Origin of the sequence: Streptomyces sp. SJL17-4, assembly GCF_036826855.1 — a bacterium.
Taxonomy (GTDB): domain Bacteria; phylum Actinomycetota; class Actinomycetes; order Streptomycetales; family Streptomycetaceae; genus Streptomyces.
The window spans coordinates 8,272,632-8,297,259 of record NZ_CP104578.1; the positions used below are offsets into that span (position 1 = coordinate 8,272,632).

General features: G+C 70.9%; 26 protein-coding genes and 1 pseudogene. 14 read left to right on the forward strand and 13 right to left on the reverse strand.

Annotation, left to right across the window (positions count from 1 at the left end; all coding sequences use genetic code 11):
* Positions 1-151 precede the first annotated feature (151 nt).
* Positions 152-1,180, forward strand: a complete 1,029-nt coding sequence (locus N5875_RS37140; protein WP_338498773.1) for an aminoglycoside phosphotransferase family protein — start codon at positions 152-154, stop codon at positions 1,178-1,180.
* 30 nt (positions 1,181-1,210) lie between these two features.
* Here the strand turns inward: N5875_RS37140 and N5875_RS37145 are convergent, their stop codons facing one another.
* The 3 genes from N5875_RS37145 to N5875_RS37155 all read right to left on the reverse strand — a co-directional run bounded on the left by N5875_RS37145 (position 1,211) and on the right by N5875_RS37155 (position 3,574).
* Positions 1,211-1,927 carry a PE-PGRS family protein gene (locus tag N5875_RS37145; protein WP_338498775.1) on the reverse strand — a complete coding sequence of 239 codons (717 nt, stop codon included), beginning with the start codon at positions 1,925-1,927 and terminating at the stop codon, positions 1,211-1,213.
* Positions 1,928-2,023: 96 nt separating this feature from the next.
* A complete protein-coding gene (locus tag N5875_RS37150) occupies positions 2,024-2,587 on the reverse strand; it encodes a hypothetical protein (protein WP_338498777.1) in 564 nt (187 codons plus the stop codon).
* Between the two features lie 231 nt (positions 2,588-2,818).
* Positions 2,819-3,574 (reverse strand): ATP-grasp domain-containing protein, encoded by a 756-nt coding sequence (locus N5875_RS37155; RefSeq protein WP_338499381.1) that lies wholly within the window; start codon positions 3,572-3,574, stop codon positions 2,819-2,821.
* A gap of 173 nt (positions 3,575-3,747) precedes the next feature.
* Here N5875_RS37155 and N5875_RS37160 point away from each other — a divergent pair, with 173 nt between their 5' ends.
* From N5875_RS37160 to N5875_RS37180, 5 genes are all read left to right on the forward strand, one after another.
* On the forward strand, positions 3,748-4,074 hold the full coding sequence (locus N5875_RS37160) for a PadR family transcriptional regulator (protein ID WP_318211838.1): 327 nt from the start codon (positions 3,748-3,750) through the stop codon (positions 4,072-4,074).
* A complete protein-coding gene (locus tag N5875_RS37165; protein ID WP_318211839.1) occupies positions 4,071-4,427 on the forward strand; it encodes a DUF1048 domain-containing protein in 357 nt (118 codons plus the stop codon). The genes N5875_RS37160 and N5875_RS37165 overlap by 4 nt, the downstream gene beginning before the upstream one ends.
* 1 nt (position 4,428) lies before the next feature.
* Positions 4,429-4,755, forward strand: coding sequence for a DUF1048 domain-containing protein (locus N5875_RS37170; protein ID WP_318211840.1), 327 nt, complete (start codon positions 4,429-4,431; stop codon positions 4,753-4,755).
* An 84-nt stretch (positions 4,756-4,839) separates the two neighbouring features.
* Positions 4,840-6,069, forward strand: coding sequence for a hypothetical protein (locus N5875_RS37175; protein ID WP_338498783.1), 1,230 nt, complete (start codon positions 4,840-4,842; stop codon positions 6,067-6,069).
* 34 nt (positions 6,070-6,103) lie between these two features.
* Positions 6,104-6,826, forward strand: coding sequence for an alpha-ketoglutarate-dependent dioxygenase AlkB (locus N5875_RS37180; RefSeq protein ID WP_338498785.1), 723 nt, complete (start codon positions 6,104-6,106; stop codon positions 6,824-6,826).
* Positions 6,827-6,927: 101 nt separating this feature from the next.
* On the opposite strand, the gene N5875_RS37185 is transcribed toward N5875_RS37180, so the two are convergent.
* Entirely contained in the window at positions 6,928-7,533 is a 606-nt protein-coding gene (locus N5875_RS37185) for a hypothetical protein (RefSeq protein ID WP_318211843.1), read from the reverse strand.
* Between the two features lie 198 nt (positions 7,534-7,731).
* Between N5875_RS37185 and N5875_RS37190 the strand changes: the two genes are divergently transcribed.
* Positions 7,732-8,706 carry a helix-turn-helix domain-containing protein gene (locus tag N5875_RS37190; protein WP_318211844.1) on the forward strand — a complete coding sequence of 325 codons (975 nt, stop codon included), beginning with the start codon at positions 7,732-7,734 and terminating at the stop codon, positions 8,704-8,706.
* 198 nt (positions 8,707-8,904) lie between these two features.
* On the opposite strand, the gene N5875_RS37195 is transcribed toward N5875_RS37190, so the two are convergent.
* Complete coding sequence (locus N5875_RS37195) at positions 8,905-10,032, reverse strand: NADH:flavin oxidoreductase (protein ID WP_338498788.1); 1,128 nt, start codon at positions 10,030-10,032, stop codon at positions 8,905-8,907.
* Positions 10,033-10,150: 118 nt separating this feature from the next.
* Here N5875_RS37195 and N5875_RS37200 point away from each other — a divergent pair, with 118 nt between their 5' ends.
* The 4 genes from N5875_RS37200 to N5875_RS37215 all read left to right on the forward strand — a co-directional run bounded on the left by N5875_RS37200 (position 10,151) and on the right by N5875_RS37215 (position 14,365).
* Complete coding sequence (locus N5875_RS37200) at positions 10,151-10,585, forward strand: MarR family transcriptional regulator (protein ID WP_318211846.1); 435 nt, start codon at positions 10,151-10,153, stop codon at positions 10,583-10,585.
* 84 nt (positions 10,586-10,669) lie between these two features.
* Positions 10,670-11,470 carry a class I SAM-dependent methyltransferase gene (locus N5875_RS37205; RefSeq protein ID WP_338498792.1) on the forward strand — a complete coding sequence of 267 codons (801 nt, stop codon included), beginning with the start codon at positions 10,670-10,672 and terminating at the stop codon, positions 11,468-11,470.
* A gap of 361 nt (positions 11,471-11,831) precedes the next feature.
* Positions 11,832-12,476 carry a dihydrofolate reductase family protein gene (locus N5875_RS37210; RefSeq protein WP_338498794.1) on the forward strand — a complete coding sequence of 215 codons (645 nt, stop codon included), beginning with the start codon at positions 11,832-11,834 and terminating at the stop codon, positions 12,474-12,476.
* Positions 12,477-12,865: 389 nt separating this feature from the next.
* Positions 12,866-14,365 carry a DHA2 family efflux MFS transporter permease subunit gene (locus N5875_RS37215; protein ID WP_338498795.1) on the forward strand — a complete coding sequence of 500 codons (1,500 nt, stop codon included), beginning with the start codon at positions 12,866-12,868 and terminating at the stop codon, positions 14,363-14,365.
* A gap of 132 nt (positions 14,366-14,497) precedes the next feature.
* On the opposite strand, the gene N5875_RS37220 is transcribed toward N5875_RS37215, so the two are convergent.
* Genes N5875_RS37220 through N5875_RS37245 form a run of 6 tightly spaced genes read right to left on the reverse strand, consistent with a single transcriptional unit; the run spans position 14,498 to position 20,038 of the window.
* Positions 14,498-15,742 (reverse strand): cytochrome P450, encoded by a 1,245-nt coding sequence (locus tag N5875_RS37220; RefSeq protein ID WP_338498797.1) that lies wholly within the window; start codon positions 15,740-15,742, stop codon positions 14,498-14,500.
* On the reverse strand, positions 15,739-16,968 hold the full coding sequence (locus N5875_RS37225; RefSeq protein WP_318211851.1) for a cytochrome P450: 1,230 nt from the start codon (positions 16,966-16,968) through the stop codon (positions 15,739-15,741). The genes N5875_RS37220 and N5875_RS37225 overlap by 4 nt, the downstream gene beginning before the upstream one ends.
* Positions 16,965-17,594, reverse strand: a complete 630-nt coding sequence (locus tag N5875_RS37230; RefSeq protein ID WP_318211852.1) for an ATP/GTP-binding protein — start codon at positions 17,592-17,594, stop codon at positions 16,965-16,967. The genes N5875_RS37225 and N5875_RS37230 overlap by 4 nt, the downstream gene beginning before the upstream one ends.
* Positions 17,575-17,928, reverse strand: a complete 354-nt coding sequence (locus tag N5875_RS37235) for a DUF742 domain-containing protein (RefSeq protein WP_318211853.1) — start codon at positions 17,926-17,928, stop codon at positions 17,575-17,577. Before N5875_RS37235 ends, N5875_RS37230 begins: the two co-directional genes overlap by 20 nt.
* Complete coding sequence (locus N5875_RS37240) at positions 17,925-18,326, reverse strand: roadblock/LC7 domain-containing protein (RefSeq protein WP_318211854.1); 402 nt, start codon at positions 18,324-18,326, stop codon at positions 17,925-17,927. The genes N5875_RS37235 and N5875_RS37240 overlap by 4 nt, the downstream gene beginning before the upstream one ends.
* On the reverse strand, positions 18,326-20,038 hold the full coding sequence (locus N5875_RS37245) for an ATP-binding protein (RefSeq protein WP_338498801.1): 1,713 nt from the start codon (positions 20,036-20,038) through the stop codon (positions 18,326-18,328). The genes N5875_RS37240 and N5875_RS37245 overlap by 1 nt, the downstream gene beginning before the upstream one ends.
* Before the next feature lie 254 nt (positions 20,039-20,292).
* Here N5875_RS37245 and N5875_RS37250 point away from each other — a divergent pair, with 254 nt between their 5' ends.
* Together N5875_RS37250 and N5875_RS37255 are read left to right on the forward strand one after the other, a co-directional pair.
* Complete coding sequence (locus N5875_RS37250; protein WP_338498802.1) at positions 20,293-21,057, forward strand: class I SAM-dependent methyltransferase; 765 nt, start codon at positions 20,293-20,295, stop codon at positions 21,055-21,057.
* 138 nt (positions 21,058-21,195) lie between these two features.
* Positions 21,196-22,611, forward strand: coding sequence for a hypothetical protein (locus N5875_RS37255; RefSeq protein ID WP_338498803.1), 1,416 nt, complete (start codon positions 21,196-21,198; stop codon positions 22,609-22,611).
* Here N5875_RS37255 and N5875_RS37260 read toward each other — a convergent pair.
* Together N5875_RS37260 and N5875_RS37265 are read right to left on the reverse strand one after the other, a co-directional pair.
* Positions 22,569-22,731: pseudogene (locus N5875_RS37260) on the reverse strand (cytochrome P450); the annotation flags it as partial. The gene N5875_RS37255 and the pseudogene N5875_RS37260 sit on opposite strands and share 43 nt — an antisense overlap.
* Positions 22,732-22,826: 95 nt before the next feature.
* Positions 22,827-23,063, reverse strand: a complete 237-nt coding sequence (locus N5875_RS37265; RefSeq protein WP_318212187.1) for a hypothetical protein — start codon at positions 23,061-23,063, stop codon at positions 22,827-22,829.
* A gap of 317 nt (positions 23,064-23,380) precedes the next feature.
* Between N5875_RS37265 and N5875_RS37270 the strand changes: the two genes are divergently transcribed.
* The gene (locus N5875_RS37270) at positions 23,381-24,535 is read left to right on the forward strand and encodes an oxygenase MpaB family protein (protein WP_338498805.1); all 1,155 of its coding nucleotides are present in this window, start codon (positions 23,381-23,383) and stop codon (positions 24,533-24,535) included.
* Positions 24,536-24,628: the final 93 nt, after the last annotated feature.

Sequence of the window (24,628 nt, forward strand, 5' to 3'; positions counted from 1 at the left end):
GACCAACACGCACCCGCCCGCATTCACTTGATCCGGCGAGCGCACAGCGCGATGGCGCGGCCCATGCATGCGCCCAGCGCAGAAACAGGCTCACGGGCCTGGTCGCGCACAGCGGCCGCACGCTCGTTCGGCGGCGTGGAAGGATGGGCGCATGTGGTCGCGACTGCCGTTCGGGGACGAACTCAGGGCCGAGCTGGGATCGCCCAGGCGCCCTCGCAGACTGGGCAGCAGCCCTCGTTCGCGCGTGTGGCGCGTTGCGTTGCCAGAGGCGACGGCGGTGGTGAAGCAGATCGTCGACGGTCCCGATGCCGACGAGCGATACGCCCGTGAGGTGACCGCCCTGAAGCTCGCCGCCCGAGCTGAGACGCCCGTGGTTCCCGCGTTACTGGCCACCGATCCCGGCAAGCGGGTCCTGGTGCTCGAGCATCTGGAACACCGACGCCCGGCCGACGACTGGATCGTCGAGTACGCGGCCGCCTTGGCACGCGTACATGCCACCGGCCGCCCGGAGGACGCGGGGGTGCTTCCCCGGTGGCAGGGCCCGAACCAGGCCGACACCGAGTCCTTCCTGCGGCTGGCAGAGGCTCTGGAGGTACGTGTCGCCGCGGGCGTGCCCGGCGAACTCAAGGACCTCGTGGACCGGCTCGACCAGGCGCCCGGCGACGCCCTTCTCCATGGAGACCCCTGCCCCGGAAACGATCTCCACACCCCCACGGGGATCAGATTCATCGACTTCGAGCAGGCGTCACTGGGCAGCGGATTGATGGAGCTCGCCTACCTGCGCATCGGGTTTCCGACCTGTTGGTGTGTCACGTCGGCATCGGAGCCGCTGCTGCTACGGGCGGAGAGCGCGTACCGCAACGAGTGGCGCGCCCTGACGGGTTCCGAAGCCCGAGACGGGCTCGCTGACGCGTGTGTCGGCTGGCTGATCCGCGGCGACGCGCTGGTTGAGCGGGCACGGCGCGAAAGCGTCGATCACCTGGCCCGGATTCCGTACCAGGACTGGAAGTGGGGCACGGCGACCGCCCGGCAACGACTTGTCCACCGGCTCGGCGTCGTCGCACGGATGTCGGCTGGCCACACCTCGCTCAGCGGCATCAGCAGCCTCAGCACGGCTCTGCGTCAACGGATGGTTGCTCGCTGGCCGGTGCTCCAGCCCGTTCCGGCGAAGCGTCCGTGACCACCGCAGTGGACCTGTGCACGCGGGGGCTCAACGCAGCAGGCGGGTGACGGAGTCGGGAAGGATGTCGCAGAGGTCGGTGATGCGGACGTGTGCGGCATGGGTGGCGGTGAACTCGCGTATCGGCATGGTGGGTGAGCCGAAGGCCGATTCGAAGGTGCGCAGCGCGCCGGGCGATCGGTCCAGTGCCCACGCTGCGGTGGCGGCACTCGTACGCAGGAAGCGGGCGGGTTCGGGGCCGATGACGAAGAGATCGGCGCACCGTCCGGACCGGTCGGCGGCCAGCATGGTGAGGTCCTTGAAGACCTGGCGCTTGCGCATCGCGTCGGCACCACGCCAGCGGGCCAGCTTGAACTCCGCTACGCGCCGGTTCGTCTCCAGGTCGTACGGGCGGCTGGGGTCGTTGCCGGCACCGAGGGACGGGCGCCGTGAGATCGTCTCGTCGTCCTCCAGAACGTGCGGCAGGGCGAGCAGGATCCCCGAGGCGTGGATGAGGTCGTTGATCCTGCCGAGACTCTCCCGCACGGTGAGCGCGGAGGCGAGGAGACCGGCGTCCACTCCGCCGCTGTCGGCGGTGAGGACGGCCTGCGCCGCGTCGGCACCGTCGAGGCTGTGCTCAAGTGCCGCGATGGCCTCGGTGAGTGGCGCGCGGTGAATGAACCGGGCAAGGGTGTCGACGGCCACGCCCAGGCCCTCGGGCGCGGTACCGGGTACGACTGGTGCTCCGGACGGGTCTGTGCTGTCCACGTCACCATGATGGCCTACCGCTGTGGCGGGCGGAGTGGCAACAGACTCTGATCGGCTCTGATCGACGCCTCCTGCTGCCCTGAAGACAGCGACTGCTCAAGGCCGGAGCCCGATGTGCTTGAGGGCGATCGTGTTGAGGTCGGTGATGGCCTGTTCGTCCCCCTGACGCCACGCGTCGGCCCATCCGCCCGGTGGGACCGGCAACGTGGCGAGTGCCCCAGGAGGGCCGGTGAGGGCGCGCAAGGCGAGCAGGTCGGCGCCTCCGGGAGCCTCGGCGAGGCGGCGCAGGGTGCTGCTGCGTCGCATCCAGAGCAGGCGCGGCGGGAGCCACAGCAGCAGGACGACGAACACCGGAATGACGATGAGCGCCGTCGTGATCACGTCGGCGACCTGGCTGACGGTCTCCTGGAGCGACACTCCCGCGTCGGCGAAGCCGGAGCCGGCGTCGGCCGCGGCTTGGAGCGGCTTCTTGAGGACGCCGCCGATGAGCGGTACGCCCGACGCCGCGTCTCCCGCGTTGCCGAGCCCCTCGGCCAGACTGTCGCCGGAACTCTCGACCTTGCGGCCCGGCGCGGCCAGCAGCATGATCGTCTCGCGGACGACGAGCGCTGCCCACACCGCGGCGGCGATCAGGGCCACGGCGATGAGGTCCACGAGCACCTGGCGATTCCGACGTGCGGGTGTCTGGGCGTACAAGCGCAACGGTGGGCTCCGTTCGATTCATGGCGTCGAGGAGGTCCGGCCGCCCAGACGGCGACGCTGCCGACCGGTCGTCGGTTTCAACCCTTCCACCACGCCTCACGAGCAAACGTGCGCCGCACGAGCCCGCCGGGAGTCCCGGTGCCCCTGGTGACCCGAGCCGGACAGCGGTGCGCGTCACTCCTGCGGCGCTCAGTGCCGTACGAAGGGCAGATCCCCCGGCCGTACCCGCTCGCGTGGCCCCGCCGCCCGCAGCACCACGTCCAGCACCCGTGCCGGGTCGGCAGCGTACGCGTGGGAGAACCAGGCCATGTTGGCCTCCACCACGGCCCACCGATGGCCCGGTCGGTACGGGTCGACCAGTTGTCCGATGTCCACGACGACCGCGCTCGGCAGGGCGGGCCCGACCTCGGCGACCAGGCGGTCGGTGAACTCGGTGATCTCCGCGGCGATGGCCCCGTGCTCGTCGAGGGGGAGTGGGTCCAGCCGGCCGAACACCGCATACCGACTGCCCGCGGCGATCCGCCCGTCGAGCAGGAACAGTCGGTACTCGGCGGCGAACGTCACCACATCGGAGAGCAGCACCGGCGTCGCCGGGTCCAGATCGGCGGGCAGCCGGGAGCCGTCGGCGTAGACGTCCGCCGGGAAGGACTTGTCCCGCGGCGGCTTGACGAACGTCGGGCGCTCGATCGCCCACGCATCCGCGAGCGTCGCCGCGCGGACCTCCCGCCCGGCGAACTCCTCCGGCAGCTCGGCGAGCCAATCGTCCGCCGGTTCCAGCAACGCGAACCCCAGGCGTCCGGCCAACCGCGCGCCCGCCACCGGACCGCCGTACCAGTACGCCGGTCCCGCCACCGCGCCGACCTCCTCCGCCGACTGGACCACCATCCCCCGACCCGTCGCCTCAGCGGCCAACAGTTCCATCGTCGACGTGCGCCGACCGGGCATGACGAGCACCGAACCCCTCCTCCATGACGTACGAGGACGCCACGCTAGCCCCCGTCCCGTCCCTGTCACACAGGGGAGTGTGTGTGAGGCGTACACACCCCTCCGCTACTCGGTGATACCGTATAGTGGTACTCGGTAGTACATAGTACCGAGGGTGTCGAGGAGGAGTCGCGATGGACGGACTGACGGAGATGCTCAAGGGCACGCTCGAAGGGTGCGTGCTCGAGATCATCGGCGGCGAGGAAACCTACGGGTACGCCATCACCCGTCAGTTGAACGAGCTCGGATTCGCCGACGTCGTCGAGGGGACGGTGTACACCATCCTGCTGCGACTGGAGAGGAACGGGCTCGTCCAGGTGACGAAACGGCCGTCGGGGGTCGGTCCGCCGCGCAAGTTCTACGTGCTCAACGACGCCGGACGCGAGGAACTCGCGAGGTTCTGGGTGAAGTGGCAGTACGTCTCATCGCGCATCGACAGGCTCAAGGAGGGCGGGAGATGAACTTCTGGGAGACCGTCACAGGCAGCGATCTCACGAGGGAATGGCGGGTGTTCGAAGCACGGGCCGAGGCCCTGCCGGACGACTACCGGACGGCGTGGGAACAGATCAAGTGCGACCTCTTTCCCCACGGGGATTTCACCGGCCGCAACCTGATGCCGATCCTCGACGCCGCCTTGGGGCTGCTCGAAGAAACAGCGGCGGACGGGCAGAGCGTCCACGAGGTGCTCGGTGACGACATCCGAGGCTTCTGCGCCGCGCTGGTCGGTGGAGAAGGGGCTCGAACCTATCGCGACCGGTGGCGCGAGCGGTTGAACAGGAACGTCGCGAGGAAACTGAGCCGGCTGGGAGGCTGACGTGGGCATCCAGGACATCATCGAGGGCAAGAAGCAGTGGCGGGCGCACGCGGCTCGGGTCAAGGCGCTCCCGCCGGACTACCAGATCGTCTACAAGGAGATGCAGAAGTACCTGTTCAAGGTCGGACCGGTCGACCTGCCTGACGGGCCCCTGCTCCCCGGGATCGTCGACTTCTTCGAGGAGGGCGTCGCCGGTGGTAGGGGGGTCCTGGAGTTCATCGGCCCGGACGTCGCTGCTTTCTGCGACGATCTGGTCAAGGACTCACGCACCTACGCGGACGTCTACCAGGAATCCATCAGTGGGGAACCCGGCGCGACCGAGAAGTGACACCCGCCGACCCGGGTCGGCTCGACCGTGACATCCACTCGCACGAGTAATCCACCACGTTCTGCGAACGGCAGGTACCGCTTGATGCGCGCAACAGAGTTGACAGAAGCCTGCATCGAGGACGCGAGCAACATATTGGTCGCGCCTTCGACGTTGCACGACGATTCCGTGATCAGAGACTTCTTCGGGTCCGTCATCACGCCGGAGTGCCTTGCTTCAGGGGCGCCCGACCTCACGCAGAAGACCGTCTACCTGTGTGGTGACATATCCGGGATCAGCAGCCGCCAACTGGATGCGGCTTCACGGGTTTTCGTCGTCCGCGACCGCTCATACGGTTACCATGAGGCCGTCGACAAGCCTTGGGCCCTCGTCGATCTCGGCCGAGTCCCCACCCGCGTACACGGGGTCGGGGTGTACTACCGCCGGTTCTTCGACCTCGGTGCCGATCACTTCGGACGGATCCGCGCGGAGCACGAGTTCCAGTCCCTGACGGAGTCCACCAAGCCGGGAACAGCTCATCGCAGCGGAATCTATCTGACGCCCGTCACGCGAAACGGTGACGAACTGCATTTCCGCCTGCTCCGGTGCTCCACGAATCTCTCGGGGCCGACCGAGAGCTTTCGCCCGACCGACACACAGATTGTCGAGGCCCTGAATCGCGAGGCCGGGGTCGTCTTCCGGAACCAGGCACAGCTCAATCACGTGCTCGCCCAGATCTACCACAACACCCTCGCCACGGCGGAGCGCAAGCAGTCCAAGGCCAAGATCTCGGCCCACGCCGACAAGACCAAGGACATGCCCGTCAACGGCATCATGGCCTTCTGCACCTTCTATGACGGGCTCGACGAGCTGCAGCCCCTGGCGGAAGACGCGTTCGACTACGGGGTGAAGGGTGTCAGTGGGCTCACCAAGCTCCACTTTCGCCTGAAGGAGCCGGCGGGAGAACGTGACGGGGGAGTGCTCCCGCAGCAGTTCACCGTGACTCTCTATCCCGGCTCGGTGTTCTTCGTGCCGCTCTCCACCAACCGCCTGTACACGCACGAGATCCGACCCTCGGCTTTGGGCGCCGAGCTGCTCCCGACCCGCCTGGGATACGTGGTGCGGTGTTCGAGCGCCGAAGCCGTTCACAAGAACGGCGACACGTTCCTCAAGAAGGCCGGAGATCTCGTGAAGCTGGGGCCACCCACGCCGGTCGGCATGGACGAGCTGCGCAGGCTGTACGCCGAGGAGAACAGGACCTCGTCCTTCATCGACTACGGCGACGAATTCCTCTTCAGCATGAACACGGGAGATTACATTGCCCCCCGAGCCTAGGACAAGGATCTCGGACGAGATCCTCTTGTGCGCTGTGGCGACCGAAGAGAATCTCTTCGCGGAGCTGTCCGCGTCGGCTCGGCTGGAGGACGTAGGAAGAGGCCGGCGAGGCGCCGTCCTGGCCAAGGTCGACGAGGCGGAGGGTGTGCCTCTCGTACGTACCACCACTCGATACAGCAATCCGGCACAGCGCTTCCGGTCGGTGCACGAACGGCTGGCGCTAAGGATTCAAGAGCGTGCGGCGCTTCCGGTCGGCTTCAACAACGCCCTCATCGAGCGCTACACGAACGCGTACAGAACCATGGGCAGTCATTCCGACCAGGCGCTCGATCTGGCCGACGACTCGGCCATCGCCGTTTTCTCCTGCTACCAACGACCCGAAGCGGGCCCGCCGAGGAAGCTGATCTTCGAATCAAAAGAGGCCGGTGGCGACGAGTTCGAGATCCCCCTGGTCCACAACGGTGTCGTCGTGTTTTCCGTCGAATCGAATCGCCGGCTCAGGCACAAAATCGTGCTGGACGCGCCCGGGGCGGCGGAAAACGAGTGGCTGGGCGTAACGTTCCGAACCTCGAAGACCTTCGTTCGGTTTCGCGACGGACAGGCCTACCTCCCGAAGGGTGCCCGCCTCACGTCGGCCGACACTGAACAGGGGCGCGAGTTCTACGGGCTCCGCCGCCGTGAGAACAACGAAACGGACTTCGTCTACCCGGTGCTGACATACACCATCAGCGAGAGCGATCTGTTGCCACCCGTCTGACCGTCACGGAGGGGTGAGGCTGAGGGCGGGGGTGGATCGCGCGCCGACGGCCGGACGCGGCGCGTCCCCCGGGCGCGCCGCGTCGTTCTACGCCTCCGCCGTCAGCAGGGGCTCAGCCACCACACCCAGCCCCAGGGGGCGTGGCGGTCCTCGCTGTAGCCGCCCGGCGAGGTCCAGCCGAGGTTGCCGTTCTGGTCGTAGAACTTGGCGTACAGGGTGGAGCGCTGGTTGTTGATCCAGGAGCCGGTCCCGGTCCAGGGGATGTAGTTGAGGTAGTTGCAGGTGTACAGGCGCAGTTCGTCGCCTGCGAAGTTCTCGTACGGGTAGGCGCACACATAGGTGTACGGGCAGCCGGCGGCCGCGCCGAGCTCCGCGTTCGGGGCGGTGAGGTCGCGGGCGTTCCGCTCGCCGGGGAGCGTGAGCAGCAGCTCACCGCCGCCCGCCAGAGCGATCTTGTTGGCGCTGACCTGCGTTCCGGGCATCTTCGCCAGGTAGCCGTCGACCCGGGCCTGGAGGCCCTTCGCCTCGGTGCCGTTCAGCCCCGCGCTTCTGGCCTGGGCCGTGAAGTCGGTGCGGGCGCCCCGCGCGGCGTCGGCCGCTCCGGCGGAGGCGGGGGTGGCCACGAGGGCCAGGAGCGCCAGCATGAGGGCGGCGAGGGCCTTCGCCCACCTGCCGGTCGGTAAGGATCCCTGCTTCGGCTTCGTCATCGGGTCACCTCTGTTTCGTCCGTGGTCGTGCGTCGGATCATCACTGTGGGGTGCGCGGGCCCCTCCCGTCGTTGGCGTCCTGCGCACGTTCCTTTCGCACCGAGTGCACGACTGCGGGGCCGGTTGACCGACTTCGCCCTATGCCCGCGGCCCGGCCAGCCCCAACTATGGACATGCCCACATCACGAAGGGGGGAGCGTGAACGGGATCACGACGGTCTCCACCACGAGCGTCGGCGCACACGACGGCTTCGAGTGGTGGTCCCAGATGGTCGGCGACGCCGTCATGCCCGTGGCCATCGCCAGCCCGTACGCCGACCGCTTCCGCGGCACCGCCACGGCGATCCGGCTGACCGACACCGAAGTCTCCGACTTCGCCTTCTCGCCGATGACCGCCCAGCGGGCCGCCGCCCACATCCGGCGCGCGGACCCCGAGCAGTACTTCCTCGTCCTCGTCCACGGCGGCCCGATCGGCATCGAGCAGCGCCGCAACAACACCCTGCTCACCGCGGGCGACCTGGGGCTCTTCGACACCTCCCACCCGCTGAGCTGCGAGTTCCAGGACGACGGCCGGCTTTCGCACGTCAGTCTGCTGCGTCTCCCCAGGGCCACCCTGCCGCTGCCGCAGGACCGCGTCGACCAGCTGCTGGGCACCGCCCTTCCCGCCCGCACCGGGTCGGGAGCGCTGCTCGCCTCGTACCTCACCGGACTGCGCGCCGAAGCCGGACGGTGCGAGCCGGAGGAGCTGCGCCGGTTGGGCGCTGTCGCGCTCGCGCTCTCCGTGACGTTCCTCGCGGCCCGGACCGACAGCCCGGGCCCGACGGCCCACGAGACCCGGCACCAGGTCCTCCTCGCGCGGGTCCGCGCGTTCATCGAGGCCAACCTCGCTGATCCCGGCCTCGGCCCCGACGCCGTCGCGGCGCACCACCACATCTCCGTTCGGCTGCTCCATGTGCTGTTCCGCGACGAGCCGGAGACGGTGGGTGCCACGATCCGCCGGCTCCGCCTCGAACGCAGCCGTGCCGACCTCGCGAACCCGGGCCTCGGTCACCGCCGCATCGGCGAGATCGCCGAGCGGTGGGGATTCCGCCACCAGGCGGACTACAGCAGGGCCTTCCGCCGCGCGTACGGGATGCCGCCGAGCGACTTCCGCAGACAGGTCCTGCCCGGGTGACGACGAAGGGCCCGGCACCGGATGTGTTCCGGTGCCGGGCCCTTCGGATACCCAGAGGCCAGAGCGCGTACGTGGACTCCTCGGCCGAGCCCGTGATCCCCGGGCTCGGCGAAGGCGCCACCCGGCGGTTCCTTCTGCAGGTCACCCCGAGTCCGGCCGCGTGCTGGTGGGCGCGACAGGCGGACTTTCGATCCACGCCTAGCTCAGCGTGTTCACCGCGGCCGCGTCGTACGGCTTGAGCTCGTCGGTCCGTCCCGCCAGGACCTTTGCCGCCCACTCCGGGTCCTGGAGCAGCGCGCGACCGACGGCGACCATGTCGAACTCCTCGCGTTCCAGGCGGTCGAGGAGGTCGTCGATGCCCTGGACCGGGGCGCCTTCGCCCGCGAAGGCGTTGATGAAGTCGCCGTCGAGGCCGACCGAGCCGACGGTGATGGTGGGCCTGCCGGTGAGCTTCTTGGTCCAGCCCGCCAGGTTCAGGTCCGAGCCTTCGAACTCGGCAATCCAATGGCGGCGGGTGGAGGCGTGGAAGGCGTCGACGCCGGCCGCGGCGAGCGGGGCCAGGATCGCCTCCAGTTCCTGCGGGGTCTCGGCGAGCCGCGCGTCGTAGGCGTCCTGCTTCCACTGCGAGAAGCGGAAGATCACCGGGAAGTCGGGCGAGACGGTCCCGCGGACCGCGGCCACGATCTCGGCCGCGAACTTCGTACGGGCCACGGGGTCGCCGCCGTAGGCGTCCGTACGGCGGTTCGTCCCCGCCCACAGGAACTGGTCGAGGAGGTAGCCGTGGGCGCCGTGCAGCTCGACGCCGTCGAAACCGATGCGCTCGGCGGCCGCGGCGGCCTCGGCGAAGGCGCCGATGACGTCGTCCACATCGCTCTGGGTCATGGCCTTGCCCGTGCCCTCGGTGCCATCGGGGCGGATGCCGGAGGGGCCCATCGCCGGGGCGTCGGCGTAAGGCGCCTGCCCCTGCTTGCGCACCATGCCGATGTGCCACAGCTGTGGCACGATCGTGCCGCCCGCCGCGTGCACGGCCTCGGCGACCTTCGCCCATCCGGCCAGCTGCTCCTCGCCGTGGAACCGCGGCACACGGTCGCTCTGGCCGGCCGAATCGTGGCCGACGTACGTCCCCTCGGTGACGATCAGGCCCACGCCTGCGGCGGCGCGGCGGGCGTAGTAGGACCGCACGTCCTCGCCAGGGACTCCGCCGGGGGAGAACATGCGCGTCATCGGCGCCATCGCGATGCGGTTCGGGACGGTCAGGCCGTTCAGCGTGACGGGCCGGGACAGGATCTCGGCCGCGCGGGAGGTGGGGGACGCGGTGACGGTCACAGGGACACTCCTCATGGCAACTACTTGACAACCTTGATGCTTGAGAACTTCATGCAACGAGAGAACGGTAGAGGTCGATGTTTGAGGTAGTCAAGTATCTCCGAGTAGAGTGACCCTCATGACAGAAGCTCCCCGCGCCGACACGGCCCAGCTCATGGAACTGCTCTCCGTGTCGCTCGGCGTCTACTACGGCGACTTCACCGTCGCGGCGGCGAGTGAGAACCTCACGGCGAGCCAGGGCAGGGCCCTGACCGCGCTGCGCCGGGGTCCCGCCGCGATGCGTGCCCTTGCCGAGACCATGACCTGTGATGCCTCCAACATGACCGGGATCATCGACCGGCTGGAGAAGCGCGGCCTGGTGCGCCGCGAAGCCGATGCCTCCGACCGGCGCGTCAAGAACGTCATCCTCACGGCCGAGGGGGAGCGCGTCGCCGACGCGATCCGCGCGAAGATGCGTACGACGCAGGAGGGCCTGGAGAGCCTGAGCGGCCAGGACCGGGACTCCCTGTACACCCTGCTGGAACGCGTCTTCCTCTCCCCGCCCGACGCCTGACCGGTCCGGCCCGATGTGTGCTCCGCCGTGGGCGAGGGCGCGTCGGGGCGGGGGGCGTCACGAGACGGCGCTACCGTCGCGAGGATGACGGGAAGTGATGCAGACCGGCGGTGGTCCGAATCCATGCCGGCGGTCTACGAGCGGTACCTCGTGCCGACGGTCTTCCGGCCCTTCGCCGAGGACCTGGCCGCCCGGGCGGCGGCACTCCAGCCCGGTCGCATCGTCGAACTGGCGGCGGGGACCGGCATCTTGACGTCGGAACTCCTCGCGTCGGCACCCTCGGCCGAGGTGACGGCCACCGACCTGAACGAGGCCATGGTCGCCTTCGGGTCGGCCCGGGCCCCGGGCGCGGTGTGGCGGCAGGCCGACGCGCAACGACTGCCCTTCTCGGACGGATGCTTCGATCTGGTCGTCTGCCAGTTCGGCGTGATGTTCTTCCCCGATCGGGTCGGGGCGTTCGCCGAGGTCCACCGGGTTCTGGCCCCGAGCGGCCGATTCCTCTTCAACACCTGGGGACCGCTCGCCACGCACGCCTTCGGAGCCGCGCTGCAGGCCGGGCTGGAGCGGGCCTATCCGGCCGACCCGCCGCGGTTCCTGCCGACGGTTCCGCACGGCTACGCCGATCCCGCCGTCGTTGCCGCCGACCTGGCGGCCGCCGGGTTCTCCGTCGAGGAGAAGCGGGAGCTGACGCTGGAGGGCCGGGCGGCATCGGCCGCCGACGTCGCCATCGGGTTCCTCGCCGGGACGCCGCTACGCGCGGCCGTCGAGGAGCGCGGAGACGGGCCCGCTGCCCGGGCCACCGTCATCGAGGAGATGACCGCCCGCCTGGGCCAGGGCCTGGTGACCGCACCGATGACGGCGTTCGTCTTCCGTGGCGCGGTCTGAACGGTTCTGAACACCAGGAAGCAGAAGACGACGTGGTTCAGATTCACCATGCGGCGCCCGAGCGCCAGGAAGCCCGGGAATCACCGTCCCAGGGGGTCCCGGCGGCCCGGGCCGGGGAGGTCGGCCAGTGCCTCGCGGACGCGGGCGGAGAGGTCGGCCTCGCTCACCTCGTGAGGGGCGACCGTGAAGGACGTCGCGGGCTCTCGGCGGAGTTCCGGCCCGTCTCCCTCGCCGACCCCGGCCTTCGGCCGGACGGCCCAACCCCCGGCCGGGGGAGCCGGGTGCCGTCGCGTCGGTGGGTCGGCGACCGCCCGCAGGGGCTATCTCTTGACGGAGAGAACCGACTCATCGGGAGTAAGCCATGGGCCTCATCACCATCGAGATGTTCGCGACCCTCGACCTCGTCGGGCAGGCGCCCGGCGGTCCTGACGAGGACCCGGCGGGATTCCCGTTCGGCGGCTGGCAGGCGCCCTTGCTGGACGAGGTCGCCGGGGCGCAGATCGGTGCCGCGTACGAGGGCACGGACGCCCTCCTCCTCGGCCGGCGGACGTACGACATCTTCGCCGCCTACTGGCCTCATCAGAACGGCGGCGAGGACGGCGAGATCGCCACGCTGTTCAACAGCGTCCCGAAGTACGTGGCCTCCCGCGGCAGGCCCGACCTGTCGTGGGCCGGGTCCACGCAGCTCGGGCCGGACCTCGCCGACGCGGTGCGTGAGATCCGGGACCGGCACGAGGACGTGAAGGTGGTCGGGAGTCTGAACCTCGTGCAGACCCTGCTGCGCGAGAAGCTCTTCGACCGCATCGACCTCTGGGTGCACCCGGTCGTGCTCGGCGTCGGGAAGAAGGTGTTCGACGACGGCGCGGTGCCCACCAACGTCACGCTCCTCTCGCCCCCGGTGGCAGGCCCTCAGGGGACCGTTTTCCTGCGCTACGGGATCGCCGACGGCACTCCCGTGACGGGGGACATGAGCCTGCCCGGTCGCGGTCTCGAAAGCGAGGGCTGAGACTCTGCCGGCTCAGGGCCGGCGCCTTCACGCGGCGCTCCGTCTCCGGCTCGGCCGGTAGGGCACCCAGGGGCCCGTGGCAGGGGAGGCACGGACGAGAGCGGGCGGCGCGCGAAGCAGTGGCGGCATGGGTCGTGAGAGGTGGCGGCATGGGTCGTGAGAGGTGGCGACAGGCGCACCTCTGGTGGTGGAGCGGGCCGGAGGGGACCTGGCGGCATCCCGCCGGAGAGGGCAGCGACGGATTCATCGGCCGTCCCGGGCCGACGAAAATCGCTTGAGCCCGGGCCGCCGCGCCGACAGGATCGGGGGACACCGATGAGTTCTGCCCCGTGCCGTGGTCTGTTGATGTGACCTGCCACCTGCGGAGGACTCACCTCACGGAAGGCGCCATGCTCGCACCGCACGCAACGCCCACCCTCTCGCCCGCCCGCGTCACCGCCGTGCTGCGGATTCTCGTGCTGTCCACGTTCGTCGTCCTCCTCAACGAGACGATCATGGTCAACGCGATCCCGCGCCTCATGCGCGAGTTCGACGTCACCGCGGCAGCCGCGGGGTGGTTGTCCACGGCCTTCATGCTGACCATGGCCGTCGTCATCCCCGTGACGGGGTGGTTCCTCCAGCGCGTGACGACCAGGACCGCCTTCGGCCTCGCCATGGCCCTGTTCCTCGCCGGAACGGCTCTGGCCGCGGCCGCGCCCGTCTTCCCCGTCCTGCTGGCCGCCCGCGTCATCCAGGCGAGCGGCACCGCCGTGATGATGCCGCTGCTCATGACGACGCTCATGACCCTGGTGCCCCCGCGCGACCGGGGCCGTGTCATGGGCAACATCACCCTCGTCATCTCCGTCGCACCCGCCCTCGGCCCGGCGGTCTCCGGTGTGCTGCTGGAGCTGGGGAGTTGGCGCCTGCTGTTCCTGGCGGTGCTGCCGATCGCCGGAGCCATGGCCGTGTTCGGCCGGCTCAAGCTGGTCGACATCGGCGAGCCGCAGGCCGGACCCATCGACTGGCCGTCCGTCCCCCTGGCGGCGGCGGGCTTCGGCGCCCTGGTCTACGGACTGAGCGGTCTCGGTGCTGAGAACGCGTCCCAAGCCCCCGTGCACCCGGCGGTCACCACCCTGGCCGGTGCCGTACTGGTGGGACTGTTCGTCTGGCGACAGCTGGTCCTCCAGCGCTCGTCCACCCCACTGCTGGACCTGCGCGCGCTGACCTACCGTCACTTCTCCGTGGCGCTCGGCCTGATGTGCCTGTCCTTCATGGCCCTGATGGGCGCGTTCATCCTGCTGCCGATCTATCTGCAGGAGGTGTGCGACCTGACCTCGCTGCAGACCGGGCTCCTGCTCATTCCCGGTGGTCTGACCATGGGCCTGCTCGGACCGCAGGTCGGCAAGCTCTACGACCGCATCGGCGCGCCTCGCCTGGTCGTACCCGGAGCCGCGCTCACAGCGCTGTGCCTCGCGCTGTTCGCCTTCACGGGCGAAGAGACCTCGCCGTGGCTGGTGCTCGCCCTTCACGTGGCCCTGAGCGCCGGCATGGCGTTCGTCTTCACCCCCGTCTTCACCTCGGGCCTGGCCGTGCTGCCCCCGCAGCTCTACCCCCACGGCTCCGCCATCCTGGGCTCGCTCCAGCAGGTCGCGGCCGCCGCCGGCACCGCCCTGGTCATCAGCATCATGTCGGGACAGGCCGCCTCGGCGGCCGCCGAGGGCGCCGACCCCACCGGCGCGCTGGCCACGGGCATCCGCTGGGGATTCGGCATCGGCGCCGTGATCGGCACCCTGGCCGTGCTGGTCGCGCTCCTGGTCCGCACTCCACCCGTTCCGGAGCAGCCTGCCGAGCCGGAGGCACCGGACGAGGACGGCACCGCGACGAACAAGGTCGCCCACAGCCCGACCTGACGGGTGAGGGCCGGAGCGCGTACGCGTACGCACTCCGGCCCACCGGGGGTGCGCCCGGCACCGGAGGAACGGGAGGGCCCCCGCCCCGGGGAGGAAGCCGCGCTGCCGGGCTCCCTCCCCGGGACGCAGCCGTCAGGCCAGCACGACCGGGAGGTCGAACAGGTCGTTCTGCGTGACGACCGGCTTGTTCCGCAGCTTCTCGGGCGCGACGGCGAGACGCAGGCCCGGGAAACGCGCGTACAGGGCGGGCAGCGCCACCGACGCCTCCAGGCGGGAGAGGGCGGCCCCCGGGCAGACGTGCGGGCCGTGACCGAAGGAGATGTGCCGGTTCGGCGTACGGGTCACGTCGAACGAGCCCGCCGTCGGGCCGTGCTGCTCCTCGTCCCGGCCGATCGCGCCGAACGACACGATCAGGGCCTCGCCCTTGGGCAGGACCCGGTCACCCACCTCGATGTCCTCGGTGGCGAAGCGGATCAGCACGTGCGAGGTCGGCGTCGACCAGCGCAGGGTCTCCTCGATCACGTTCGTCCACGGCACCTCCCCGGAGAGGACCAGGGCACGCTGCTCGGGGTGGGTCTCCAGGGCCACGACGGCGTTCACGATGAGGCTGATCGTCGTCTCGTGCCCGGCCGCCACCATCAGCTGGAGGGTGTTGGTGATCTCCTCCGTGGTGAGCCGGTCGCCGCCCTCCGACGCCTCGATCAGCGCACTCGTCAGGTCGTCGCCGGGCTTCTCGACCTTGCCCGCCACGATCCCCGCGAACAGCGTGCCCAGGTCCGCCATCATCTGCGGCACCTCCTCGGGCGGCGTCTGCGTCGAGAAGAACTTCTCGAACAGGGCCTTCATCCGCGGGTGGTCGACCGGGTCGACGCCCATGAGGTCGCTGACCACGTTCATCGGCAGCGGGTAGGCGAACTCCGCCTTCAGGTCGACGACCTCACCCGCCGGACGCTCCGCCAGCCGGTCCAGCATGCCCGTCGTCAGGGCCTCGATGCCCTCGCGCAGCCGCTCCACCCGGCGAGCGGTCAGCGCCTGCGCGACCAGCGTCCGCAGCCGCCGGTGTTCTTCGCCGTCGACCGTCAGCATCGACCGGCCGGGGTTGGCGAGGCCGATCAGCGGCCAGTCCATGGGTATCTCACCGCGCTGCCAGGCACCCCAGACGTCGATGTCCTTGACCAGCCGGGCATCGGTCAGCAGCCGCCGCGCCTCGGCGTGGTGCGTGACGGCCCAGCAGGCCACCCCGCCGGGCAGGACGACACGGGCCAGCGGGCCCGCGGCCCGCAGCCGCGCGCTCTCGCCGTCGAGGTCGGCGACGAACGGGTCCAGGGTGATGGCGTCGGCGGCGGACGCGGCGGCGTGGGCGTGCGGGCAGGTCATCCGAGGGCTCCAAGGGCGGGGGTCGGGGTGTAGGTCACGGGGAGCGCGGTGAGTCCGCGCAGCCACGGCGAGGGGCGGCGGGCGAGCGTGGCCTCGGCGACCGCGAGGTCGACGTCCGGCAGCCGGTCGAGCAGCACCTCGATCCCCGTGCGGGCGATGGTCTCGGCGACCTCCTGCGCGGGGAAGGGGCAGCGGTGCTCGCCGTGACCGAAGGAGAGATGGGCGTTGTTGCCGCCGGTGAACCGGCCCGCGTCGGCGCGCACGTGCGGGTCGGAGTTGGCGGCGGCCAGGCCCAGCAGCAGCAGGTCGCCACGGCCGATCCGGCGCCCGCCGAGGTGGGTGTCGCGCGAGGCCCAGCGGCCGGCGACGTTCTGGGTGGGGGTGTCCTCCCACAGCACCTCGTTCATCGCCTCGCCGACGCTGTGCCGGCCACCGGACAGCGAGGCGGCGAAGCGGTCGTCGGTGAGCATCAGCCGCAGCGAGTTGCCGATCCAGTCGGCGGTGGGCTGATGGCCGGCGGCCATCATCACCATGAGGTCCTGGGCGACCTCCTCGACCGTGAAGCCGGCGGTGTTCCCCAGCATCCGGGAGGCCACGTCGTCGCCCGGCTCCGCCGCCTTCGCGGCGAGCAGGGCGAACATGGACTCCGCCAGGTGGCGCTGGCCCTCCAGCGCACCCTCCTGGCCGTTGATCATGTCGTTCAGGGCGGTGACGAGCCCCGGCCCCTGCTCGTCGGAGAAGCCGTAGACGCTGGCGAGGACGCGTACCGGCAGCAGCATCGCGTACTCGGCGATGATGTCGCAGGCCCCCTTGCCGCACAGCGCGTCGATCAGCTCGTCGGCGAAGCGCTCGGCCCGCTCCTTCAGCACGAACGGGTCGATCCCCTCCAGGGCCGTGGAGATGACGTTCGCGCGCTCGCGGTGCCGCTCGCCGACGGTGTAGAGGATGGACGGCTGCTTGCGGCCGATCATCGGCAGCAGCGGCCAGTCCGCCGGAATGACGTCCCACTGGTTCCACAGCTCGGAGTCGCGGGAGAAGAGGACCGGGTCGCTGGTGACCTGGTGGAGCTCGCGGTAGCCCAGTACCAGCCAGGCCGGCACGTCGCCGTCCAGCACGACGGGGGCGACGGCCCCGTGCTCGCGCCGGATCTGCCGGTACAGCTCGTTGGGGTCGGTCTGGAAGCGCGGCCCGCTCAAGGGGACGGGCGGGTGCTCGGGGAGGGTCACGGGGTGGGCTCCGGGATCGGCTGCGGGACCGGCGGCGTGGCCGGGGCGACGACGGTCCGCAGGTGCTCGACGAGCGAGATGAGGACCTGCTTGCTGGACTCGCGCGACCGGGCGTCGCAGAAGACCAGCGGAACCTCGTCGGCGAGGTCGAGGGCCCCGCGGATCTGGGCGGGGGAGTGGGCGGGACCGCCGAAGTCGTTGCAGGCGACGACGAACGGCGTCCCGTGGTGCTCCAGGCGGTCGATGGCGTACCAGGAGTCGGCGAGCCGGCGGGTGTCGACGAGCACCACAGCGCCGAGCGTCCCGGAGAACAGCCGGTCCCACAGGAACCAGAACCGCTCCTGGCCGGGCGCTCCGAACAGGTACAGGACGTTGTGGGCGTCGAGCGAGATCCGGCCGAAGTCGAAGGCCACCGTGGTGGCCGACTTGGCGGCGACCCCGGCGGTGTCGTCGACTCCCTCGCCCGCCTGGGTCATCGTCTCCTCGGTGTTCAGGGGACGGATCTCGCTGACCGAGCGGACGAGAGTGGTCTTGCCGACTCCGAAACCGCCGACGACGACGATCTTCAGTCCGTTGTCGGCGGTGCTGCGCAGGGTCTGGCGCTGTTCAGAGGTTACGGAGTCCAACGAGCACCTGCTCCAGGATGTCGTGATCGGGAAGGCGGTACGACGCACGGGGATGCCGGGCGCTGATCCGGCCGGTGTCGTGCAGGTCGGCCAGGAGGATCCGGGTGATCGACACCGGCAGGCCGAGCCCGGCCGCGATCTCCACCACCGCCGTGGGAAGCAGGCACATGCGCAGGATCGCGGCGTGCTCCGACTGCATCCCGGGGACCGGGTCGCTCTCGGAGACCACCAGGGTCACCAGGTCGAAGGCGTCGGACCCGGCGCGGGTGCGCCCGCCGGTCAGGGTGTAGAGCCGGTCGGGGGAGTCGTCCCGGCCCGGCCTGCCGCGGCTCATCCCCGGGGCCTCGCGACCAGGTGCTCGCCCAACTGCTCCACCAGCTCCGACATGTTGTGGCCCACGAGGCCGGCGTCGGCGTCCTCGTCGGCGACGACCGCGAGGTGGGCGCCCTCGCCGGCCTCCACGATGAACAGGATGCCGCCGTAGAACTCGGCGATCGCGGAGCGGACCCCGCCGGTGCCGTCGCCGAACTCCATGGAGGCACCGTGCGACAGGCTCTGGATTCCGGCGGCGATCGCGGCGAGCTGGTCGGCCTGGTCGACGGAGAGCTCGGGGGTGCGGCAGAGCTTGAGGCCGTCACGGGAGAGCACCAGGGCGTGCCGGGTGCCCGGGGTGCGTTCCAGCAGGCCCTCGAGGAGCCAGCTGAGCTTCTCGTCGGTGGTGGAGCCGGTCATTACGAGGTGCCTTCCGGGTACGGGGGGTTCGAGGTCGGCGACGGCGTCCGCGGTGTGGACGCCGGGCCGGCCGGATCGGTGGGTACGGAGGGGGAGTCGGGACGGTCGTCGCCGGCGGAGGTGGCGGGGGCGGCGGCGTCGCCGGCGGACGTGGCGAGGGCGGGGGTCGACGCGGTCGCGGTCTCCGGCGCGGGGCCGCCCTCAGGTTCGCCGTCCGGCCGGGCGGGGGTGCCGCGGACCGCGCGGCGGAACGTGCCGAACCGGTTCGCCGCACCGGCGGCCGCGCCGGTGCGCGGCCCTTCGGCGGGCGTCTTCCCGGCGGCTTGCGGCCCCTCGGGGTGGGCGGCGGCCATGGCCCGGCCGCGGCGGCGCTGGGGCAGGCCGCTCTCGCCGAACCGCGGGTGCTCGCCGGTGGACTCGGCCGCGCTGTCGTGCACGGCGCTGTCGTGCACGGTCTCGGGCTCGGGCTCGGCGGACGCGGCCGGGGAGCCGGTCGCGTCGCCGGTCGCAGTGGGCGCGGACACGCCGCGGCCCGAGACCGGCGGCAGCGTGTCGGCGGGCATGGTCGCCGGCTCCTCGGGCGCGTGGCTGATCAGCTCCTGCGGCAGCATCAGCAGGGCGCCGGTGCCGCCGCGCGCGGAGGGGCGGAACGACACGGTGAGGCCGTGCTTGCGTGCCAGCCGGCCGACGACCGCGAGGCCGAGTCGGGTGCCGGAGAGGCCGGCCAGGTCCTGCGGTGCGGAGCCGACGGCGGCCTCCGCGCGGCGCTGCTGCACATCGCTCATCACGAGGCCGCTGTCCTCGATGGCGATGATGACGCCGGCCGGGACCTCCTCGACGTAGACATGCACCTCGGCGGTGGGCGGCGAGAAGTTCGCCGCGTTGTCCATGAGTTCGGCCAGGGCGTGCATGACGCCCTCGGCCGCGTGCCCGGCGACGGCCGCGTCGCTGCTGGAGTGTAGCCGCACCCGCTGGTAGCCGCTGATCCGGCCCATGGCGCCGCGGAGGATCGACTCCATGACGATGGGGCGGGCCCAGCGCCGGCCGGACCTGGCCCCGCTGAGCACGGCGACGGAGTCGGCGAGCCGGCCCGCCTGCGCGGTGCGGTGGTCGAGGTGGAGCAGGTCGGTCAGGACGTCCTCGTCGGCGTGCCGGTGCTCCATCTCCCGGAGGTCGGCGAGCATGCTCGTCGCGAGGGCCTGCATGCGGCCGGCGGCGTTGGCCGCGGCGGCCATGGCGGCGGACCGGCCGGACTCGGCACGGCGCAGCCGGGTTTCGAGGCCTGCGATCTCGGCGGCGTGTTCCCGAACCAGTTCGGCGATCTCGGCCGCGTGCGACCGGGTGAGTTCCTCGGCCCGGGCCGCGTGGGCCGCCCGGGCGGCAGCGGTCTCCGTCTCCTGACGGTCCCTGAGGGTGGCCGTCTCGCGCTCGGCGGCGGCCGTGAACCGGGCGACGTACGCGTCCTTGGAAGCGACTTCGGCGGCGAGGGTCTCCGCCCGCCGGGCGAGTACGCGCGAAGTCCGCCCGTACCAGGTCACGGCGAAGGCCGCGGCCGAGAGCAGCAGGACGCCGCAGGCGGCGAACCAGCCGAGCGGGGCGCGGACTCCGCCCGGTGCCGCCGCGGCGGCGGCCGCGGCGAGCGCACCGCCCGCGGCGGCGGTCAGCAGCGAGGCGGTCAGGGCAGGACGGAAGGGGGTGGGTGACGCCGACATCAACCAGACTCTCGGGAGCGGGCACACGGGGGAAGGAACGGGAAGGAAGTCGCAACGACGGCACTATAGAGGCGTTGTTGATCAGTTCGGAACTCTTGTGATCGGATCGGCATTCATCGAGGGGAATATTCTTCCGATGCTGCGCCCTTGAAGGTCCGAACGTGCTCGCCCCGCAGGAAGTACCGTGCGGCAAGCGCTTCCTGAATCTCCCTCACGTTCTTGTTCGGGTCTGATCCTTGGGCGAGGATCGGTCCATGAGCCGGGTCTACGACGATGAGCGACTGGCCGGCGCCTATGAGCGTGGCAACGAGCTGCCCGAGGGGTCGCTGCGGGCCTGGGTCGAGCTGATCGCTTCCCACGCGCGGCGGCCGTCCCCGTCCATCGTCGAGATCGGCTCGGGAACGGGCATCTTCTCGGCCGCGATGGCTCGATGGATCGAGGGCAGTGGGGTGGTGGGCGTCGACGCGTCCGAGGCGATGCTCGCCGAGGCCCGACGGCATCACCCGCATCCCGCGGTGCGGTACCTGTCGGGGGAGGCGGAGGCCCTGCCGGCGGCTACGGGCGCCTTCGACCTGGCCTTGATGTCCCGCGTGATCCATCACATCCCCGACCGCGCGCGAGCGGCCCGCGAACTGGTCCGCGTACTGCGTGCCGGCGGGAGAGCCATCATCCGCACCACGTTCCGTGAACGGCTGGACGCGGTGGTCTACGACTACTGGCCGCGGCTTCGGGCGATCGACGAGCGGCGTTTCCCGGGGGAAGAGGAAGTCGTCGCCGACTTCGTCTCCGCCGGACTCACCTTGGAGGAGGTCACCTCCTTCGCTCAGCCGGTGGCGGCGAACCTGATGGAGTACCACGCCAGACTCGTCGGCCGGCCGCAGTCGAAGTTCACCCACCTCACCGACGAGGAGTTCCGTCGGGGCCTCGTCCGCCTGGAGACCGCGGCCGGGAACGAGGCGCTGGACACGCCCCGGCCCGTCCTCGAACGCTACGACGTGGCCGTGTTCTCCCGCTCGTGACCGGTACTTCGTCGCTTCGCACGGCGGGGCGGTGTCTTCTTGGGCCATCTTGTTCCGGTCCCCGGTGAGTTGGTACGGGGTACGGCGTACGTCTACCGTCACGGCGGGACGGGTGGGATTCGGCAACGGGGGATCGTGATGGCGCGTGCGCTGGAGCTGCCGGGGACGGCGCAGGCGCTGGACCGGTACGGGCGAAGAGCGGGCGGGGTGATGGTGGGCGGGGGCCTCGTGTGCGCGCTGGCCGCGGGCGTCGCGCTGGTGTCGCCCGGGGAGCCGTGGACGGGCGACCTGGTCGGCGCGCTCGTCGCCGTGGGCGTGCTCACGCTCGCCGCCGGTGCCGCGTCCTGGGCGCTGGCGCGGCGGATGAGGCGCGTACTCGGCTCCGGGACCTGGTCGGCGCTCCCCGCGCTGTCCGTGCGCAGCCTGCGGACCACCGAGGCCGTCGTGCTGCGTTCCCCGGCCGGGGACGAGCTGTGGCCGCTGGAGGTGGCCGCGATGCGGCAGCGGTACGAGCCGCTGCGGCCGGGCCCCGACGGGGTGATGTGGTGGTGCGGGGACCCGGCCAGGGGCGGGGTGCTGGCCCCGCCCGGCGGCGGGGCGCTGCTCTGGGCCAGGCCGGTGCGGCACCGGCGGGCGCGGCGGCGGATCGTGGAGCAGGCCGAGCGCACGGGCATTCTCGGCCGGGCGGCCCTCGCGCAGCCACAGGAGCGACCGGAGCCGGACCGGCACGTCCGGGGTCCGGTCCCGGCCCCTCGCGTGAGTCTGGTCAAGCCGCCCGAGTCCGATGTCTCCGGCGCCCCGACGTACGAGCGGCTCGCTGCCCATGCCGCGCGGCAGGCGGTGACGCAGTCGCAGACACGAATGCAGCCGCAGCCGCAGCCGCAGTCGCAGGCGCGCACGCGCGCCCGGCGGCCCGAGGCGGATGTCCGCGAGGTCGCGTGGTGGAGAGTGCGGAGCCTGCGGCGGGTCGCCGGGGTCGGCCGGCTCCTGGGGGCGCTGGCCCTGTGCGCGGCCACGCTCGCCGCGGTGCTCCTCCGGCTCGACGGCGGCAGCCTGATGAAGCTGTTCGTCCTGGCGATCGTAGGAGTCGCCGCGCTCGCCGTCGCCGGCTACCAGCTGGTGACCGGCGGCCTGCCCGCGGTCCGGTCGATGGCCCGTGCGGCGCGTTCCCCCGTACTCGTACTGCGGCGGTACGTCCTGCTCCACGACCCGCAGAACGGCGTGCCGGTCCTGGTCCTCTTCCCCGACCACGGCGGGGGTCACGCCCTCCCCGAGGGGCTGCTGTCACTGCTGCCGCCCGGCACCGCCAAGGACCCGCGGCGCGGGCTGCCGCCGGAGCCCACCGGAACCGTCGAGCTGCGCGGCTGGCGCGACTTCTCCCCCGAAGGGCTGGCGGTCGTCGTGGCGCGGGTCGGCGAGCGCGCGCTGTGGCCGGCGGAGCTGTACCGACCGTCGAGCGGGGCCGCGAGCGCCGCGCTCCTCGCCAGGCTTGCCCCGCCGCAGGCGCCGGCTCAGACCTCGACGAGCAGTCTCTCGAAGCCCCGGATCACGTGACCCGGCTTCCGCACCGGCTCGGCCGCGAGTCTCAGACCCGGCGCTGACCTGCCTCAGCAACTCGCCGAAGACGGAGCTCAGTTCGCGGCGGGCGAGCGGCGCGCCGAGGTAGTAGCGGACGCGCTGCGGGATTGCGAGGCACGCCCGCCCTCCGGTGAGGAGCGACCCGGTGAGGGGCCGCTCTATGCCGACCGCAGGTCCGGACGGGCCGGGATTCAGGTGGTGCCGGGTGCTGGAGCCTGGCCGACGAGGTAGATCCGTTTGCGGAGTTCCGTCTCGGCCCGGTCCAGGTCAGCTCGTAGGTCGAACCAGACCTGGTCCTTGCGTTCACCGGGCTGGTCGAGCCTGACCGCGACCCAGGAGAACGCGCCCTGGAGGATCTCACGGTTGCGTCCGGGGCTGATCACGGAGAGCGCGAAGGGCAGGGCGATGCCGGCCCGGGTGACGGTCATGTGGCTCGCATCCTCCAGTTGGGGGCGGCCTCCGGTGAGGTAGCGCGGAACGTCGATGATCTTGATCCACTCAAGAACCGCGCCAGGACCTGTTCGTCCAGGATTCCCGCGATGGATTCGCGGACGGCGACGGCCGACGACGGCCGGCTGTGCCATTCGGGTGAGGCGGAAACGATCCGTTGGCCGGTCGGGGTAGATGGCTGCTGGTCGGGCTCGGAAGCATGCTGTGTGCCCGTCGGCCCGGGGTGACTGCCCGGCGTATGGCCGCATTGCCGGCCGGCGAGCAGCCCGTACCCCTGCACGAGGAAGGTTGTACCGTGCCGCTGACAGCCCAGTACGTTGCCCAGGAGCTCGAGGCCGCGAGCAAGGTGGGTGATCCGGAAGCCGACGAACTGGTCTCCGAACTGATCGACAACAAGGAGATCGACGGGGTCAACGCCTTGTTTCGTACGATCGCCACCCTCAAGCCCGGCCAGGACCGTTCCCAGCTCCCGCCCAAGCTGGGCGCCTTCCTCGACAGCGCCGAGGCCGACCCGCCGGGCTGGACGGGCGCGGACGTGAAGGCTGCGGAGAAGTTCTTCGACCGCCACCGCGGCGAGGTGGCCATGCTCCAGGGCACGGTCGGTCTGATCGGCACGTACCTGTCCCCGACAGGCGCATTCACCCTGCGGTCCACCGGCCGCCTGGGCGGCGTCGAGGGGCCGGGCCGCAGGCTGTCGCAGTCCTCGCGCCTGTTCGTCGACATGGACAAGAAGGACGCGCTGACAGACGGCACGCTGAAGGCGAACGTCACCAAGGTCCGACTGGTCCACGCCTCCGTCCGCCAGCTCCACAAGAAGTCCGGCGAATGGGATTACGCCAAGTGGGGTGAGCCGGTCTCGCAGAAGTACACCACCGGGGCCGCCTGCGTCTTCTCCGTACAGATCCTGCAGGCCATGCGCAACCTGGGCCTGGACGTCTCCAAGGACGACGCCCACGGCTTCATGTGTGCCTGGCACTACGTCAACCACTTCCTCGGGACTCCGGAGAAGTGGGTGCTGCCCAAGGACGCCGACGAGGTGGACCGGTTGTGGGATCAGGAGCGGGACAAGGAGTGGAAGAGGACCGACGACGGGGTCTTCATGACCAAGCAGGCCACGGACTACTACAAGAAGTTCTTCCCCGGGCCCTCCCATGACGCGTTCATCGCCATGGTCCGCACCGCCCTCGGCGACAAGTACGCCGATATGGCAGGCCTGGCCAACAGCGTCCTGGCCACGGGAGCCAAGCCCCTTGCGACCGGCCACAGGATGGTCAGCTCGCTCGGCGGCGGCCTGCTGGGCGGTGGCGCGGAGAAGGTCACGGGAGTCAACCCCTACAAGGACATCATCGGCGTCGCCTCGACCGCGTTCCGGGACATGGAGAAGGCGGCGCTCACCCAGGGCCAGGACGACCAGCCTCAGATGCACCAGGAACTCGGCGACAACCGCTGACCATCGGATCCGGCGGGGCCGGCCGAGCGCACGGGCCGAGTCGGCCCGAGGGCCACGGATGTGGCGGTTGGTGGGACTCACGTGACGTCCGAG

Bases quoted from the DNA above. Each gene is read 5' to 3' on its own strand.
- N5875_RS37215 (WP_338498795.1), top strand. From the start codon at position 12,866: ATGCTCGCACCGCACGCAACGCCCACCCTCTCGCCCGCCCGCGTCACC.
- N5875_RS37165 (WP_318211839.1), top strand. From the start codon at position 4,071: ATGAACTTCTGGGAGACCGTCACAGGCAGCGATCTCACGAGGGAATGG.
- N5875_RS37240 (WP_318211854.1), bottom strand. From the start codon at position 18,326: ATGACCGGCTCCACCACCGACGAGAAGCTCAGCTGGCTCCTCGAGGGC.
- N5875_RS37210 (WP_338498794.1), top strand. From the start codon at position 11,832: ATGGGCCTCATCACCATCGAGATGTTCGCGACCCTCGACCTCGTCGGG.
- N5875_RS37175 (WP_338498783.1), top strand. From the start codon at position 4,840: ATGCGCGCAACAGAGTTGACAGAAGCCTGCATCGAGGACGCGAGCAAC.
- N5875_RS37200 (WP_318211846.1), top strand. From the start codon at position 10,151: ATGACAGAAGCTCCCCGCGCCGACACGGCCCAGCTCATGGAACTGCTC.
- N5875_RS37155 (WP_338499381.1), bottom strand. From the start codon at position 3,574: ATGCCCGGTCGGCGCACGTCGACGATGGAACTGTTGGCCGCTGAGGCG.
- N5875_RS37140 (WP_338498773.1), top strand. From the start codon at position 152: ATGTGGTCGCGACTGCCGTTCGGGGACGAACTCAGGGCCGAGCTGGGA.
- N5875_RS37185 (WP_318211843.1), bottom strand. From the start codon at position 7,533: ATGACGAAGCCGAAGCAGGGATCCTTACCGACCGGCAGGTGGGCGAAG.
- N5875_RS37160 (WP_318211838.1), top strand. From the start codon at position 3,748: ATGGACGGACTGACGGAGATGCTCAAGGGCACGCTCGAAGGGTGCGTG.
- N5875_RS37235 (WP_318211853.1), bottom strand. From the start codon at position 17,928: ATGAGCCGCGGCAGGCCGGGCCGGGACGACTCCCCCGACCGGCTCTAC.
- N5875_RS37265 (WP_318212187.1), bottom strand. From the start codon at position 23,063: ATGACCGTCACCCGGGCCGGCATCGCCCTGCCCTTCGCGCTCTCCGTG.
- N5875_RS37245 (WP_338498801.1), bottom strand. From the start codon at position 20,038: ATGTCGGCGTCACCCACCCCCTTCCGTCCTGCCCTGACCGCCTCGCTG.
- N5875_RS37220 (WP_338498797.1), bottom strand. From the start codon at position 15,742: ATGACCTGCCCGCACGCCCACGCCGCCGCGTCCGCCGCCGACGCCATC.
- N5875_RS37255 (WP_338498803.1), top strand. From the start codon at position 21,196: ATGGCGCGTGCGCTGGAGCTGCCGGGGACGGCGCAGGCGCTGGACCGG.
- N5875_RS37250 (WP_338498802.1), top strand. From the start codon at position 20,293: ATGAGCCGGGTCTACGACGATGAGCGACTGGCCGGCGCCTATGAGCGT.
- N5875_RS37205 (WP_338498792.1), top strand. From the start codon at position 10,670: ATGACGGGAAGTGATGCAGACCGGCGGTGGTCCGAATCCATGCCGGCG.